Source organism: Streptomyces sp. NPDC001153 (assembly GCF_053598315.1).
Map to the genome: position 1 here is coordinate 1 of NZ_JBSFJZ010000090.1, position 14,663 is coordinate 14,663.

The 14,663-nt window shown below is 72.0% G+C and carries 13 protein-coding genes; 6 read left to right on the forward strand and 7 right to left on the reverse strand.

The genetic code is table 11. The annotated features are described in order from the left end of the window. The first annotated feature begins 435 nt into the window (after positions 1-435). The 3 genes from ACWDEN_RS46580 (at position 436) to ACWDEN_RS46590 (ending at position 4,518) form a co-directional block, all read left to right on the forward strand. The gene (locus ACWDEN_RS46580) at positions 436-1,089 is read left to right on the forward strand and encodes a hypothetical protein (protein WP_450864110.1); all 654 of its coding nucleotides are present in this window, start codon (positions 436-438) and stop codon (positions 1,087-1,089) included. Between the two features lie 211 nt (positions 1,090-1,300). Then, positions 1,301-4,012 (forward strand): MFS transporter, encoded by a 2,712-nt coding sequence (locus tag ACWDEN_RS46585; protein WP_450864112.1) that lies wholly within the window; start codon positions 1,301-1,303, stop codon positions 4,010-4,012. 119 nt (positions 4,013-4,131) lie between these two features. After that, positions 4,132-4,518 (forward strand): BlaI/MecI/CopY family transcriptional regulator, encoded by a 387-nt coding sequence (locus tag ACWDEN_RS46590; protein ID WP_351604909.1) that lies wholly within the window; start codon positions 4,132-4,134, stop codon positions 4,516-4,518. Between the two features lie 384 nt (positions 4,519-4,902). Here the strand turns inward: ACWDEN_RS46590 and ACWDEN_RS46595 are convergent, their stop codons facing one another. Continuing rightward, a complete protein-coding gene (locus tag ACWDEN_RS46595) occupies positions 4,903-5,553 on the reverse strand; it encodes a phosphatase PAP2 family protein (protein ID WP_450864114.1) in 651 nt (216 codons plus the stop codon). A 192-nt stretch (positions 5,554-5,745) separates the two neighbouring features. After that, entirely contained in the window at positions 5,746-6,261 is a 516-nt protein-coding gene (locus ACWDEN_RS46600; RefSeq protein WP_450864116.1) for a hypothetical protein, read from the reverse strand. Between the two features lie 602 nt (positions 6,262-6,863). On the opposite strand from ACWDEN_RS46600, the gene ACWDEN_RS46605 reads away from it, so the two are divergent. After that, the gene (locus tag ACWDEN_RS46605; protein ID WP_450864118.1) at positions 6,864-8,192 is read left to right on the forward strand and encodes an MGDG synthase family glycosyltransferase; all 1,329 of its coding nucleotides are present in this window, start codon (positions 6,864-6,866) and stop codon (positions 8,190-8,192) included. After that, complete coding sequence (locus ACWDEN_RS46610; RefSeq protein WP_351604898.1) at positions 8,192-9,019, forward strand: polysaccharide deacetylase family protein; 828 nt, start codon at positions 8,192-8,194, stop codon at positions 9,017-9,019. The genes ACWDEN_RS46605 and ACWDEN_RS46610 overlap by 1 nt, the downstream gene beginning before the upstream one ends. Here the strand turns inward: ACWDEN_RS46610 and ACWDEN_RS46615 are convergent. From ACWDEN_RS46615 to ACWDEN_RS46635, 5 genes are all read right to left on the reverse strand, one after another. Further along, complete coding sequence (locus ACWDEN_RS46615; protein ID WP_351604925.1) at positions 9,006-10,142, reverse strand: MFS transporter; 1,137 nt, start codon at positions 10,140-10,142, stop codon at positions 9,006-9,008. The genes ACWDEN_RS46610 and ACWDEN_RS46615 overlap by 14 nt on opposite strands. Before the next feature lie 38 nt (positions 10,143-10,180). After that, complete coding sequence (locus ACWDEN_RS46620) at positions 10,181-10,438, reverse strand: Chromate resistance protein ChrB (protein WP_450864120.1); 258 nt, start codon at positions 10,436-10,438, stop codon at positions 10,181-10,183. 201 nt (positions 10,439-10,639) lie between these two features. Further along, positions 10,640-11,296 carry a DedA family protein gene (locus tag ACWDEN_RS46625; RefSeq protein ID WP_351604892.1) on the reverse strand — a complete coding sequence of 219 codons (657 nt, stop codon included), beginning with the start codon at positions 11,294-11,296 and terminating at the stop codon, positions 10,640-10,642. A gap of 169 nt (positions 11,297-11,465) precedes the next feature. Then, a complete protein-coding gene (locus ACWDEN_RS46630) occupies positions 11,466-12,386 on the reverse strand; it encodes an undecaprenyl-diphosphate phosphatase (protein WP_351604889.1) in 921 nt (306 codons plus the stop codon). A gap of 159 nt (positions 12,387-12,545) precedes the next feature. Further along, entirely contained in the window at positions 12,546-13,172 is a 627-nt protein-coding gene (locus tag ACWDEN_RS46635; RefSeq protein ID WP_351604887.1) for a DedA family protein, read from the reverse strand. Positions 13,173-13,492: 320 nt separating this feature from the next. Between ACWDEN_RS46635 and ACWDEN_RS46640 the strand changes: the two genes are divergently transcribed. Beyond that, entirely contained in the window at positions 13,493-13,882 is a 390-nt protein-coding gene (locus tag ACWDEN_RS46640) for a hypothetical protein (RefSeq protein WP_450864123.1), read from the forward strand. The last annotated feature ends 781 nt before the right edge of the window (positions 13,883-14,663 follow it).

Consider the following 14,663-nt stretch of genomic DNA (forward strand, 5'->3'; position numbering starts at 1 on the left):
GGGGCGGGGCCCCGTACTGCGTCGGGAGCGGGCGGGGCCGGCGGAATCCCGCTCGGTCCGGCCGGTGGCTCCCGGCGACGACAGCAATGTTTAGCCACGGGTTTGACGAGGCGCAATGATGTGACGTACTACCCGACTACGGAGGAATGTCCGAAATAAGCCGTTATGGAGATTTCTGTGCAGCTCAGTCGGGTGGTGGTTCTACGGCCTCGCCTAGGACGTGATCTGCGTCCTATGGGTGGCGTCACACCCACGACCCCCTCCCGGGGCTCGGCGTCGGTTCGCGGGAGGAGGATCGGGGGCTCCGGATGGAGGACCCGGACACCGATCGACCCGGGCGGTTCCGCCCGTTTCCCCCGCCGCCTCGCATGATCTGTGTGGGTCCGGTGTGGTCCGTCGGGGTGCTGCGTCGGCAGCCCCGTGGCCGGTGGCATCATGACCGGCCGGACCGGCATCCGGCAGGCGGGGAGACGTGAGACGGTGAGGGCGGGACGGGGGCACCGGGTGAAGGCCGACAGTGCACCGAAGACGGTGCCGGGCCGCGTCGCGACGGCGCTGTGCATGCTGTTCATCGGGGTGCTGTTCGGCGGCCTCGGGATCGGCGGGGGCGTGGGTCTCGCCGACGGCCTGAAGTACTCCACGCGCATGTCCGGCACCCCCGGGCTGCTGAAGATAGAGACCTGCGAGACCACGGGCACCGGCAAACAGCGCCATACCGACTGCTACGGCCTCTTCCGCTCCGACGATCATCATGTGGTCGACCAGTTCGCCTCCATCGGCGACTCCTACGAGGTCGGGACGGTCATGCCGGTCCAGCACGACGCGGGCGGCCACTGCTATCTGGTCGGGGTGGCCCCGACGGCCGGGCGGCTGGCCGGGATCTGCGCCTGCGTGGTGGCACTCGTCGCCGGCCTGACCGCCCTGTGCGGCGCGTTCTCCACCGTGATGCCGCGGCTGGGCGGACGGATCGGCGCGGCGTTGTGGTCACCGGGGGCCGGCCGGATGCTGAGCCGGCTGCTCAAGGCGTGCGGCATCGGTTTCGCCGTCTTCGGTGTGACGGGCGTGATCGGATGGCTGGCCATGCCCTGAGGACGCCGTTCCGGTGCCGGGGCCCCATGTGACACGGCCTGCCCGGGCCGGGATCTACACTCAGTTGGTAGCCGCAAGCAACGGAACCTGGGGCGACGGCCGTCCCCCGTCCGCTGAAGCACCGCGACGGCGACCTGGTCGACCGCATGTACACAGGCCTCGGAGCCGGGCTGGGCCCGGCCGGCGAGGCGAGGCAAGGAGATCCGCACGCATGACCACGTCCGCATCCCCGGCCCGTGGGGAAACCGGAGCGATATCCGCGTCGGCGCCGGCCGGCAGGCTGACACACCGCCAGATCATGACGATCCTCAGCGGCCTGATGCTGGGGATGTTCCTGGCGGCGCTCGACCAGACCATCGTCAGCACCTCGATCCGCACGATCGCCGACGACCTGCACGGACTCAGCGCGCAGGCGTGGGTCACCACCGCGTATCTGATCACCTCCACCATCAGCACGCCGCTGTACGGCAAGCTGTCCGACCTCTATGGCCGCAAACCCTTCTTCCTGGCGGCCATCACGATCTTCATTGCGGGCTCGGCGGCCTGCTCGTTCGCCACCTCGATGACGGAGCTCTCCGCCTTCCGGGCCTTCCAGGGCATCGGCGCGGGCGGTCTGATGTCACTGGCGCTGGCGATCATCGGTGACATCGTGCCGCCCCGCGAGCGGGCCCGGTACCAGGGCTACATGCTCGCCATGTTCGGCTCCTCCAGCGTGCTCGGCCCGCTGATCGGCGGCTTCCTCGCGGGTCGCGGCAGCATCCTGGGCATCGCCGGCTGGCGCTGGGTGTTCCTGGTCAACGTGCCGGTCGGCATCATCGCGCTGTTCGTCGTCGCCAAGGTGCTGAACCTCCCGCACACCCGGCGCGATCATCGCATCGACTGGTGGGGCGCGCTCACCATCGCCGTCGGCGTGGTGCCGCTGCTGCTCGTGGCCGAGCAGGGCCAGACCTGGGGCTGGACCTCCACGAAGGCCTGCGTCTGCTACGCGGTCGGCGCGGTCGGCCTGGTGGTGTGGGTCCTCGTCGAACGGGCGATGGGCGAGGAGGCCCTGATCCCGATGCGGCTGTTCCGCAGCGCGGTGTTCAGCAAGATGAGCCTGCTGTCCGTGCTCATCGGCATGGGCATGTTCGGCGGGATGATGATGATCCCGCTGTACCTGCAGATCGTGAAGGGCGTCAGCCCCACCAAGTCGGGCCTGATGATGCTGCCGCTGATGCTCGGCATGATCGCCGGCACCATCGTGGTCGGACGCATCATCCAGAAGACCGGCAAGTACAAGATCTTCCCCGTCATCGGCACCCTGCTGCTCATCGCCGCCACCCTGCTGTTCCACTACCGGGTGCAGTGGGACAGCCCGCTGCCGGAGACCATGGCCTACATGGCGCTGTTCGGCATCGGCCTGAGCGGATGCATGCAGATCCTGACCCTGGCCGTGCAGAACGCCGTGGAGCCCAAGGACATGGGCGTGGCGACCGCGTCGGCCACCTTCTTCCGGCAGATGGGCGGCACCGCCGGCACCGCGGTCTTCCTGTCCGTGCTGTTCAGCACGGTTGGCGACAAGATCGGCTCGGCCTTCCGGGCGGCGTACGCGACGCCCGCGTTCCGGGCGGCGCTGCACGACCCGGCCGTACGGCACAATCCCGCGAACGCGCCCGTGCTCGAGATGTTCAAGCACCCCGGAGCGAGCGGCGGAAGCGGCTCGGGCGTGCTCGACGACTCCTCGTTCATCCAGCGCCTCGACCCGCGCCTGGCCGAGCCGTTCAAGGTCGGCTTCACCGACTCGATGCAGCTCGTGTTCCTCATCGCGGCGGCCGTGATGGTCCTGAGCTTCCTGGTCGCGGTGTGGACCAAGGAGGTACCGCTGCGCAAGGTCTCCGGGCTGGAGGCACAGGCCGCCGAGGAGAACGCCGGCCCCGCCCCGGAACCGGCCGCGACCACGACTGCAGGGCCCGCCGCGACCACAGCCGCCGGGCCCGCCGCGACCACGGACGCGGGGTCCGCCGCCGCAGAGCGCACCGCCGCTGGGACCACCCCTGCCGAGGCCGTCCCCGCGGGGAGGCAGCTCCTCGGGACGACGCCCGCCGGGACGCAGCCCGTCGCCGGGCCGGCCGATCGGTTCGAACCCGTTCCCGGCGCCCCGTCGTACGGCGTCCAGGGCCGCGTGCTGGACGGCGCGGGCGCGCCGGTGCCGCAGGCCGTGGTCACCTTGATCGACGTGAACGGACGGCAGCTCGGCCGCGCCGTCAGCGGCGCGGACGGGGCCTACACGATGTCCGTCACCGGCCCCGGCACCTATGTGCTGATCGGCGCCGCCGGTGCCCGGCAGCCGCAGGCCGTCACGGTGCTCGTCGGCGAGGAGCCGGTCACCTGCGATCTCGCGCTGAGTGGCACCGTCGCCCTGACCGGAACGGTCCGGGACGCCGTCGAGGGACACCCGCTGCCGGGAGCCCTGCTGGTCGCCACCGATGTGCGCGGCGAGGTCGTGTCCTCCGGCACCTCGGCCGCCGACGGTGGCTTCCTCCTCGCCGATCTGGTCCCCGGCAGCTACACGCTCGTCGTGAACGCGACCGGACACCGCCCGGCCGCCCTCCCGGTCGAGGTCACCCCGGGAGGCACGCAGGCCTGCGAGATCCGGCTCGAACCCGGCGCCCGGCTCCACGGTGTCGTCAGCGCCGCCACCGGCCGGCCGCTCGACGACGCCAAGGTCACCCTGCTGGACTCGGCGGGGAACGTGGTCGGCACCACGATCACGGGCTCCGACGGCGCCTACGGGTTCACCGACCTGGACGGCGGCGACTACACCGTCATCGCCAGCGGCTACGCCCCGGTCGCCGCGTCGGTGCGCCTGGACGGCAGCGGCGTCACCGGCTTCGACGTCGAGCTGTCCCACCAGGAGGAGTCCCAGAGGGAGGAGGCCCGGTAGCACCGCCACGTCGACACCGGAGATGAGACAGCCCCGTGATCAAGATGGCCGTTTTTCTACGTCTCGTAGTAGCTTGGATGATCGTGGACAGCCTGGCCGGACAGTGAGGGAGGTGCCAGGTGACGGGCGGCAAGGACGGCCGGGGGGAGGCCCGGCGGCGTGCGCGGGGCGAACTGGAGGGCACGGTGCTGGCAGCCCTGTGGGCGGCCGGTGGCCCGGTGTCGGCCACGGTGGTCCAGGAGCAGGTGCCCGATGCCGCGTACACGACGCTGCTGACGATTCTGACGCGGCTGTGCGACAAGGGACTGGTGACCCGGCACCGGGAGGGGCGCAGCTACGTGTACGCGCCCGTGGACGACCAGGCCGGGCATGCGGCGGCGGGGATGCACACGCTGCTGGACGAGGGCGGGGACCGTGCGGCGGTGCTGGCCCGGTTCGTATCGGAACTGTCGGCGGAGGACGAGCAGTTGCTGGAACAGCTGCTGCACGGCGACTCCTCTGTCTGACCCGAGGGCGAGGCGTGTTCCGGCCGGTGCCGATGCATCTGCCGCTGCTGGTGCGCGCGGTGCCGGGTGACCGCGCCGGCGATTCCGGCGATCACCGCCGCGGGCCGACGGGCGGGGACCTGGCCGTCGGCGATGGTCCGGTCCCGGCGGCGTTCGCCTGCAGGGCATGCAGGGCATGCGGGGCCGAGGCCCTGCTCGCCCCTGCACGGGCGGCCTCAGATCAGGGCCCGTACCCGCTCCCATGAGCGCAGCAGAGGACGGACTGCGGACCCGACCGGGCGGACGGGGCAGCGCGCCTCGGCGGCGCGCTGCCGGGTGCCGTGAGAACCGGCCTGCGGCGGTGTCGGTTGCGACGCGCTACGGGCAGGCGCGTCCCCGCAGGGTCTACCGGGCGTGCTGCAGGGCGGTCGCTGGTTCGGCGGTCAGCAGCGGGCGCAGGGCGCCGGTGCTCAGGGATGCGACCAGCGGGGTGGCCCACCGGCGCACTGCCAGGCTGGTGAGGTAGGCGACCGGGAGGGCGAGGAGTACGGAGCCGAGGACGTCATGGGGGTAGTGGGCGCCGACGTAGACCCGGGTGAAGCCCTCCACCACGGCGAACACGGCCGCGATGGCGCTCAGGCGGCGGTCGAGCAGGAACAGGGCGGCCACGGTCGCGGCGGCGACGGTGCTGTGACCGCTGGGGAAGGCGTAGTCGGAGGGCGCGGGGCAGGTGTCGACGATGTAGGCGTGGGGCATCGACCGGCAGGGCCGCACCTCGCCCACGATCTTCTTGACCACCTCGGCGGCGGCGAAGGCGACCAGGACGGCGACCGGTGCGGCCAGTGCGACCGCCATCTCCCGTGCGCCGCGGCGGCGCGCGCTCCACCAGCCCATGACCATGAGCACCGCGAAGACGCCGAGACCGAGGTTGGTCCACAGCTCCAAGGGGGTGTTCAGCCACTTGGTGTCGCGGGCGAAGTCCGTGACGGAGGTGAACAACGAACCGTCGATGCCGGATCCGTCGAAGGCCAGTTGCGCGGTGGCGGCCGCGGTCATGGGCAGGTCCTTCCCTGTCAGCACGAGGCGACGCGGAACGGCCCTGCGTCGCCGTGATCCCCACGCCCGCGATGGCATGCTGATGACATCGCGGTGAATCAGTGGTGGCCGTCCGGCTAATCTACTACATGTTGTAGAAACGTGGCTGTGGTCCTGCCCACCGGTTCGGTGGCGGAGTGCCGGGACCGTCGGCTACGGGGCGGGGCGGGGAGTGGAAGGCCGTGCCGTGCCGTCGTGGTGGGCGAAGCGGATGGTGGAGACGGTGAACACCACGGGTCTGCGCGGGTCGTCGAGGTTCACCGTGATCTGGTGGGCGGGGCGCAGGCCCCGTGGGTTCAGTGCCGTGCTCGCCCAGTGGTGGCCTGGCGGGAAGCGCCAGCCGACCTGGCTGCGCAGGCGGGTCGGGACGACGTCCGTGACCAGACCGTCCCGGAGGTGTGCGCGGTCGGTGCCGAGCCGGGCCAGGAAGCCGGCCAGTCCGGCGGGGGTGGTGGTGAACTGCACATACAGCGAGTCCTTCTCCCAGGCGTTGGCCTCGAAGAAGGTGACATCGCTCGCTCCGGCCGGGATCGGCACCTGGTAGACGTCGCGCTGCACGGTGGAGGGCGTGTCGCGGACGAGCCCCGCCCGCTCGGCCCGCAGCTTGCGCGCGGCGGCCACGTTGTGGCTCTGGTCGGCCGAGATCGCCAGATAGGCGGCCGGGGTCACGACCAGGAGGGCGGCGACGGCCCCGCGGCACAGGCGAGCCGTCGTGCCCCGGGACGGCGGACGGAGGGTCCGGGTTCCGGCGGGCCGCCCGGTTTCCGCCGAGGCCTGCCCGGTCACCGGCGCGGCGCCGGTCTGTCGCAGGAAGGGTGAGCTGCCGGCCGTACACGCGATACCCGCGGCGCCATCGGTGAACCCCCTCCTTCCTGTTTTCGTCGACGGTCCATTGTACTTCTACATCATGTAGTAACTTTCTGGCTGGGGTGCGGATCCTTGCCGTGCTCGCCTCGGTCGCCGCGCTCCTCGCCGGCGTCGCGCTGTGTTCGGCCAGAGTGCGCCGGCAGTTCGGATACGTCGCCTACCTGTTCACCCTGGCTCTGTATGCCTTGATGTCGGTGGCGATGCGCGCTGCGGGGTCAACGACCGCAGGTTTCGTTCACCGCTCCCCAAGTTCTACATCGTGTAGTAGCTTCTGCTCACGGCGCCTGCCGAGACCGAGTGGCCCCGCTCGGCCGTGAAAGAGGCATGGCCCCGTCCTGCGCACGGCACCGTCGGGCCCGGGCATCTCCGGCCGTGCGTCCATCCCGTCAGGAGGCTGAACCCCCGTGGCTCAACGCGACGACCTGATGCCGACGACGGCGCCCTCGGTGTCCGCCTCAGCTCTGCCGGCCTCAGGCCCTCGGCGGATCGCGATCATCTCCGCGAGCGTCGGTGCGGGACACGACGGCGCGGCGGCCGGGCTGGCCGACCGGCTGGCCGCGCACGGCTTCCTGGTGGACCGGTACGACTTCCTCGACCTGCTCCCCGCGCGCACCGGCAGGCTGATCTGCGACGTCTACCACCGCATGCTGACCTGGGCACCGGCGGGCTATCAGCGCCTGTACGCGGCGACCGAGCACGCCTCGCGCCCGGGCGCGCTGTGGCGGGCGCTGTTCCGCGGCGCCGAGCAGCCCACTCTGCGAGCGCTCGAGCCTGACACGTGCGCGGTCGTCTCGACGTACCCCGGTGCCAGCCAGGTCCTCGGCACGCTGCGGCGGCGCGGTCTGCTGAGGGTGCCGGCCTTCACCTACCTGACCGACTTCTCCGTGCACGCCCTGTGGGTGGCCCCCGGTATCGACGCCCACCTCGCCGTGCACGCGGTGCCCGCGGCCCAGGCCCACGCCCAGGGCGCGGCCGCCGTGACCGTCGTCGGCCCCGTCACCGGTCCGCGGTTCGCCCCCGCAACCGACGAGCAACGGCGGGCGGCGCGTGATCGGTTCGGCCTGCCCGGGCAGGAGCCGCTGGCCTTGCTGGTCGCGGGCTCGTGGGGCGTCGGCCCCGTGCGGCGGGCCGCCGCCGAGATCCGGGAGACGGGGGTGGCGGTGCCGGTGGTGGTGTGCGGACGCAACCAGGCCCTCGCCGACGCGCTGCGAGGAGACGGCATCGAGCATGCCTTCGGCTGGGTGGAGGACATGCCCGGCCTGATGCACGCCTGCGACGTGCTGGTCCAGAACGCCGGCGGGCTGACGTCGCTGGAGGCGTTCGCCGCCGGCCTGCCGGTGCTCAGCTACCGCTGCATCCCCGGCCACGGCCGGACCAACGCCGCCGCCCTGGACGAGGCGGGCCTCGCGGCCTGGACCCGCGAACCGGCGGACCTCGGCCCGGTGCTCGCCGAACTCCTCCACGGTCCGCGTGGCCGTGCCCAGCGCGCGGCAGGACTCGAACTGCACCGCTCCGCTCCCGGCCCGGTACCCGCCATCGCCGCCGGAACCGGACCTCAACCCGCTGCGGGCGCACAGCCCGTGACGAGCCGCCGTCCGGCGAGACGGCGGCCGAGCCTGGCTGTCGCCGGTGCGGCGGCCACCCTTTCGCTGGGCATCGCGGCGACGATCGCCTACACCGAAGCCCCCGCGCGCCTCCCCGCCGTCACCCACTACCTGGACGGGGACTGGTGATGACCCCGGCTCGTCTCGCCCGTGCCGCCGCGCTCGCCTCGGCCACGGCGCTGCCCGCACTCGCCGTTCTCCAGGCGGCCCCCGTGGTCTCGACCTTCGGCCCGCTGCGCAACACGGTCATGCCGCGGCTGTCCGGGCAGGGCCGACCGGATCACATCGCCCTCACCTTCGACGACGGCCCCGACCACCTGTCCACCCCGCACTTCCTCCGGCTCCTCGACGCGCGAGGGATCCGTGCCACGTTCTTCGTGCTCGGTTCGATGCTGGTCCGTTCGCCCGGGCTGGCGAGGGAGATGACGGCCGCCGGGCACGAGATCGCCGTCCACGGCTGGCACCACCGTCCGCTGCTGGTGCGTGGTCCCCGTGCCACCTACGACGACCTGGCCCGCGCCCGCGACGCGGTGGCCGACGTCACCGGCCGGACACCGGAGCTCTTCCGGCCCCCGTACGGGGTGATGACCACCACCGCCCATCTGGCCTGCCGCCGCCTCGGGCTGACTCCGGTGCTGTGGACCTGCTGGGGCGAGGACTGGCGCAAGCGGGCCACACCCCGATCCGTCGAGGACACCGTCCTGCGCGACCTGCGCGGCGGAGGCACCATCCTGCTGCACGACTCCGACTGCACCTCCGCCACCGGCTCCTGGCGCACCACCCTGCGGGCACTGCCCCGCATCCTCGACGTCTGCCAGGAGCACGGCCGGCAGATCGGACCTCTGCGCGAGCACGGCGTCCCGGGCCTGCCCGGCGCAGTCCCCTCCGGGCAGCGTCCGTCCCACCCGGCGAACGGCCGGGCAGAGCGGGAGGGGTCGCCGATCACCTTCCCGTGAGGCGCCCTCGCAGCACGGTGAGGGCCGGACCGAGGGCGAGGAGGAGGCCGAGGGCGGCGTAGCCGTGGGTGAGGGTGGTGAGGGAGGCGACCGTCGCGACGAGCAACGGGCCGCCCGCGTCGCCGAGTTCGCGGCCGAGTTCGGCGGCGCCCATGGTCTGCCCGAGCCGTTCGGCGGGGGTGCTCGCGGCGAGGGCGGCGAAGCCGAGCGGGGTGATCAGACCGGTTCCGGCGCCGATCAGGGTGGCGCCGGCGAGGATGCCGGTCAGGCCCGGCAGCATGGCGCAGCCCATTCCGGCGGCGGTGAGCAGCAGCCCCGCCGTGACGCCCGTGCGGGTCGTGAGCCGCCCGTGGTCCAGTGCCCGTCCCGCCTTCGGCTGCACGACGGCGGCACAGGCGGCCAGCACGGACACGGCGGCACCCGTGGCCACCGTGCCCAGACCGGCCGCCCGCCCGGACACCGGCAGGAAGCCCACCCCGACCGACAGGGCGGCCGTCGCCGCGGCGAGTGCGGCCGTCGGGGCGAGGAACGCCGGCTCGGCCAGCCGCCGGGCGAGGTCGAGGACCGTCTGCCGGGCCTTGGGCAGCGGCGGTACGGCGGGGACGGCGAGCGCGGCCCACCCGGCGACCGCCGCACCGAGTACGGCGAGGACGGCGAAGAGCAGCCGCAGGCCACCGGCCCACACCAGGACGCCGCCCAGCAGTGGGCCGAGGGTGTATCCGATCGACTTGTAGAAGCCGTAGCTCCCGAACGCCCGCCCGTGCCTGGCCGCCGGGTTGAGCCGCGCGACCAGGGCCGAGGCCGACGGGGAGAAGGCGGAGGCCGCGGCACCCTGGCCGAGGCGGGCGGCCCACAGCCAGCCGGGGCTGCCGGCGACGACGTACAGGGCGGACGCGGCGGCGAACGCGACGAGTCCGCCGAGCAGTACCGGGCGCGCGCCGATGCGGTCGGCGAGGCTGCCGAAGACCGGCTTGAGGATCACCTCGGCACCGTCGTACAGGGCGAGCAGGCCGCCGAGGACGAGCAGTGAGGTGACCGCGCCCCGGGCATGGCCGCCGAGGTTGGCGGCAATCCCGTGCGCACCGAAGGCGGTGGTGAAGCCGGCGGCGTACAGCGGCCACATCTGCCGGGCCGGTGCCGCCTGCGTCGTGGCGGCCGTGCTCACTGTTCCGGCTCCGGTGCCTGGCGCAGGGCGGCGAAGACGCGCTCGGCGGGGTCCTCGCGGGCGGCCACGCGCTGCCCCGGGCACTCACCGGCCACCGGCGCCTCCGGGGCCCCGAGCACGTCGTGTGCCGTCAGGTCCCGGTGCCGGCGGCGCAGCCGCTCCAGCGACTGCTCCTCCTCTTCCGGCGCGGCGAGGGTGAACCTGGCCTTCGACGTCACGACCTGGCCCTTGGCCTGCTCCGTCAGCGCGACCACCCGCGCGATGCCGTCTGCGAGCAGCGGCTCACCGTCTCTGTGCTCGACACGCTGGGGAATGTAGCAGCCGTCACCTTCACCGACGTACCAGTGGGTGAACGCGGAAGGCGTCCGGGGTGCCTCCCTCCGCGGGAGTGGCCGGAAGCGCCCAAGTCGGCGGAGTCCCGGCGGACGCCGGCCGAAGGGTCAGGAGCGTGATCCTCACGCGGCGTGCCTACGGGTCGGCTTCGTCGTGTCCTTGCCGGTGCGGCGGGAGCGCAGGAGTTCCAGGACCAGCGGCAGCAGGGAGACGACGACGATCAGCCCGACCAGGGGCAGCAGGTAGTGGTCGACGTTCGGGATGCTCGAGCCGAGGGCGTAGCCGCCCAGCACGAGGCCCGCCGCCCACGCCAGCCCGCCGGTGATCTGCCACAGCGCGAACGTACGGGTGGGTACGCCCACGATCCCGGCGAGCGGGTTGAGTACCGTCCGTACCACCGGGATGAACCGGGCCAGCACGATCGCTCTGCCGTGACCGTACCGGGCAAGCAGCTCCTCCGCCCGGGTCACGCCGTTCGCCAGGTGCCGGTTGCGGGCGCGGGCCACGAACGCCCGGCCGGCGCGGCGGCCGAGCAGGTGACCGACCTGGGCGCCGAGCAGTGCCCCGGCCACGGCGGCGGCCAGCACGGCGGGCAGGGAGAAGTGCACCCCGTTCTTGGTGGTCGTGCACAGCAGACCGGCCGTGAACAGCAGCGAGTCGCCGGGCAGGAAGAACCCGACGAGCAGGCCCGTCTCGGCGAACAGCACGAGGAAGATGCCGGCGGTGCCGAACGTGGTCAGCAGCGAGGTGGCATCCAGCGGATTGAGGGCCAGGAACACCCGGGGGTCCTTTCCTGCCGCGCGCCGTCACGGGGTACGGCGGTTCTCTTGGGTGCAGGAGCGCGCGGCGCACTCAGGAGACGGCGGCACGCACGCCGCCGTCGAAGTTCTACTCAATGTAGAAGATGGGTGGGGGAACGCCAAACCCCGTGGTTGGCGCCACGCACTGTCAGCCGATGGTGAAGTAGGCGAGGCTGCCGAGCCCGGCCAGGGTGCAGTAGACGGCGAACGGGACGAGGGTGCGGTTCTCGAAGTAGCGGACCAGATAACGGGTCGCGAGATAGGCCGCGACGAAGGCGGCGATGCCGCCCGCCAGCAGCGGACCGCGCAGGCCGTTGCCCTGGGAACCGAGGAGCGGAGGCAGCTTCAGCAGCGCTGCTCCGCCGATCACGGGAGTGGCGAGCAGGAACGCGAAACGGGCGGAGTCCTCATGGTTCAGGCCCTTGAAGATGCCCGCGCTGATGGTGGAGCCGGAGCGGCTGATGCCGGGGAGGAGGGCGAGGATCTGGGCCGCGCCGATCGTCACGGCCTGGCGGATGGTCATCCGCGTGATCCGCCGGTCCGACAGCTCGTCGGGGCTCAGGTGCTCCTCGTCCGGTGTGACGGCGTCCTCCGCCCGCCGGCGGCCGCTGCCACCGCGCCGCAGCTGTTCGGTGACGAAGAGGACGATGCCGTTGAGAGCCAGGAAGATCGCGGTGGGGATGGGGCGCCCGAGCGTCGTGCGGAAGATCTTGTCGAGCGCGACGCCGGCGACGCCCACCGGGATGCAGGCCGAGATGATCAGCCAGGCGAGACGCTGGTCCACGGTCTGGATGCGACGTTGGGTGATCGACGTGACCAGGCCCCGGATCACCCGGACCCAGTCGCGCCAGAAGAAGACCACCAGCGCCAGCGCGGTGGCCAGGTGGAGGCCGACCAGCTCGTTGAGGTACAGCGAGCCGTCGGCGGAGACGTCCAGGTCGTGCTTCCAGTGCCCGCCGAGCAGTGCGGGTATCAGGATGCTGTGCCCGAGGCTCGAGACGGGGAACAGCTCGGTGACGCCTTGCAGCAGGCCGACGCCCACTGCTTCGGGGTAGGTCAGGACGGACATGGATGCCCTTTGGCTCGGAATGCAGGGGTGGGCTCCGGGCGACGCTCGCGGCGGCCCCGGCCAGTCCGGAAACTACTACTTCTTGTAGAACTTGATGGGCTGAGCGAGGAGTGTTCATCTCGATGACGCGCAAGATTCACCTTTCCTCGGAAGGGATGCTCAGTCCGCCGCGCGGCGGCGGCGCAGCACCCTGCGGGCCACGAGCGCGAGAACCAGCACGCCCAGGGCGATGAGCAGATAGGTCGAGTAGCGGTTGACTTCGGTGTAGATGGTGGTGATGTGGTTGCCGGCGGCGTAACCGACGCCCGCCCACAGCCCGACCCACAGCACCGCCCCGAGCGCGTTGAAGGCGAAGAAGCGGGGCCAGGGCATCTCGGCGGTGCCGGCGATGATGCCGTTGAGCTGCCGCAGCCCCTCGAAGAAGCGCGCGACGGTGACGACCTTCCCGCCGTGGCGGGTGAAGAACGCCTCGGCCTTCTCGTAGCGTTCGGGCGGGAGGAAGACGTACTTGCCGTAGCGCTGTACCAGCGTGTGTCCTCCGGTGCGGCCGATGAGGTAGCCGACGTTGTCGCCGAGGACGGCGGCGACGACGCCGATGGTGATGACGGCGGCGATGTTGAGCTGCCCGGCCCCCGCGTACACCGACGCGGCGATGAGGACCGTCTCGCCCGGCGAAGGGACGCCGAAGTCCTCCACGAAGATCAGGCCGCCCACGGCCCAGTAGCCCCAGTGGTCCAGGATCGGCGCGATGTCACCGAGCACCCCGGGGAGCGGTGGTGTACTCATGCGGATCTCGTTCCTTCCGCGGAACGGCGGGCCCGTTTGGCATGTGTTCCGGGCCGGGGCGCGCCGGGGGTGATGGTCTTCAGGCTATTGCTCTCCCGGCCGCGCCCCGGGCGTTCAGGTCGGCTGGTTCACCCGCGCGTCCTGTCCGGGACGAGGGCCACGGTCCCCGTCGTCGTGTCCCGGCTCGGAAGTGGGCCGGGCGGGCACGCCCCTGAGCTACTACATGATGTAGAAGTAGGAGGCAGTCCGGGCTGCTCTGCTCCTCCACCGCCCGCAGCGGGCCGCACCTGCCGTTGCTGCCGGTCCCTGCCTGCGCCGCGGTGGGCACCGTCGCCGGTGCGCAGGCCGGGTTCTGGACCGGACGGCGGGCAGGCCGTGCCGCTCTCGCCCGGATCGGCAACCGACGCCTCCGCGCGGGCGCGGACCGTGCGGAACTGCTGCCGGCCCGCTACGGCTACGCGAGGGCGGTGGTGCTGGGCCGGTTCCTCTGGCAGGTGATCGGCGGCCTGGCCTGGCCTCAGTCGCTCGTCCTCGGCGGGTACTGGCTGGGCGACTCCGTACGTCGTCCGGACGCCTACCTCGTGCCCGCGGTGGCCGCGGTTGTCGTCGTCTCCTTGGTTCCGGTGGCGCTGGAGGTGCTGCGTGGGCGCCGCGCGGAGCGCGCCGGCCGTGACACGCCGGCGGACGTGCCGGGTGGATCAGGCCCCTGACCCGGTCCCGCACCGCAGACCGCGGACGACCGGCGGTCCGTACGCGCGCCGAGGGAGACGCGGGGGCGGCGCACCATGGTTCGGGAGGCCGCCGCGCTCCCCGGGAGGGCCCTCGACGGGTCTGGTCCGGCCCCCGGCCCCCCGCCCGGGGCCATCCCTGCGATGTGGGAACGTGGGCGCGTGAGTACGACGACGCCTCAACCCCTGGAATACAGCTTCGACGGGCCAGAAGGCGCCCCGGTCCTCGTCCTGGGACCGTCGCTCGGCACGACTCGGCACAGGTAGTCGGAACCGTCTTCTGGCGTCCACGTGGTCTATATCGCTGCTGTTCATGCAGGTGGGGCCTTTGGGGTCCAGGTGCGTCGATGGTGTTGGTGACAGGAACGTGACAGCTGAGGAACCTCCGTCGGCCAGGTGGCGACGGGGGTTCCTGCATTCGGGGGCAGCCGTTGGGATGGCGGAGCCCCGCCGCATCCACCTGGCGGGGCTTTGTGACGTGAGGGGGACATGACCCATTGGCTCATGTGGCAGGCGGCAGGCGGCAGGCAAGTAAAGTCCTGATCGCGAGTGACGGAATGTAACGCCTTCCACGCACGGTGCCCGGCTTCGTCGAAGATGCCAGGTACGCATGCAGTTGGGTGGTGGCGCGCTGAGAGTAGATCGCGCTCCATGAAGTCGCCTGCCTCGGGGTCATGTCCCGCGGGGTGGTGTAGTCACGGCAGCTGTTTCGGTTCCGGTTGTGGGGTGATCTGTGGTTCGGGTTCGGTTGGCTTGGTGGTGA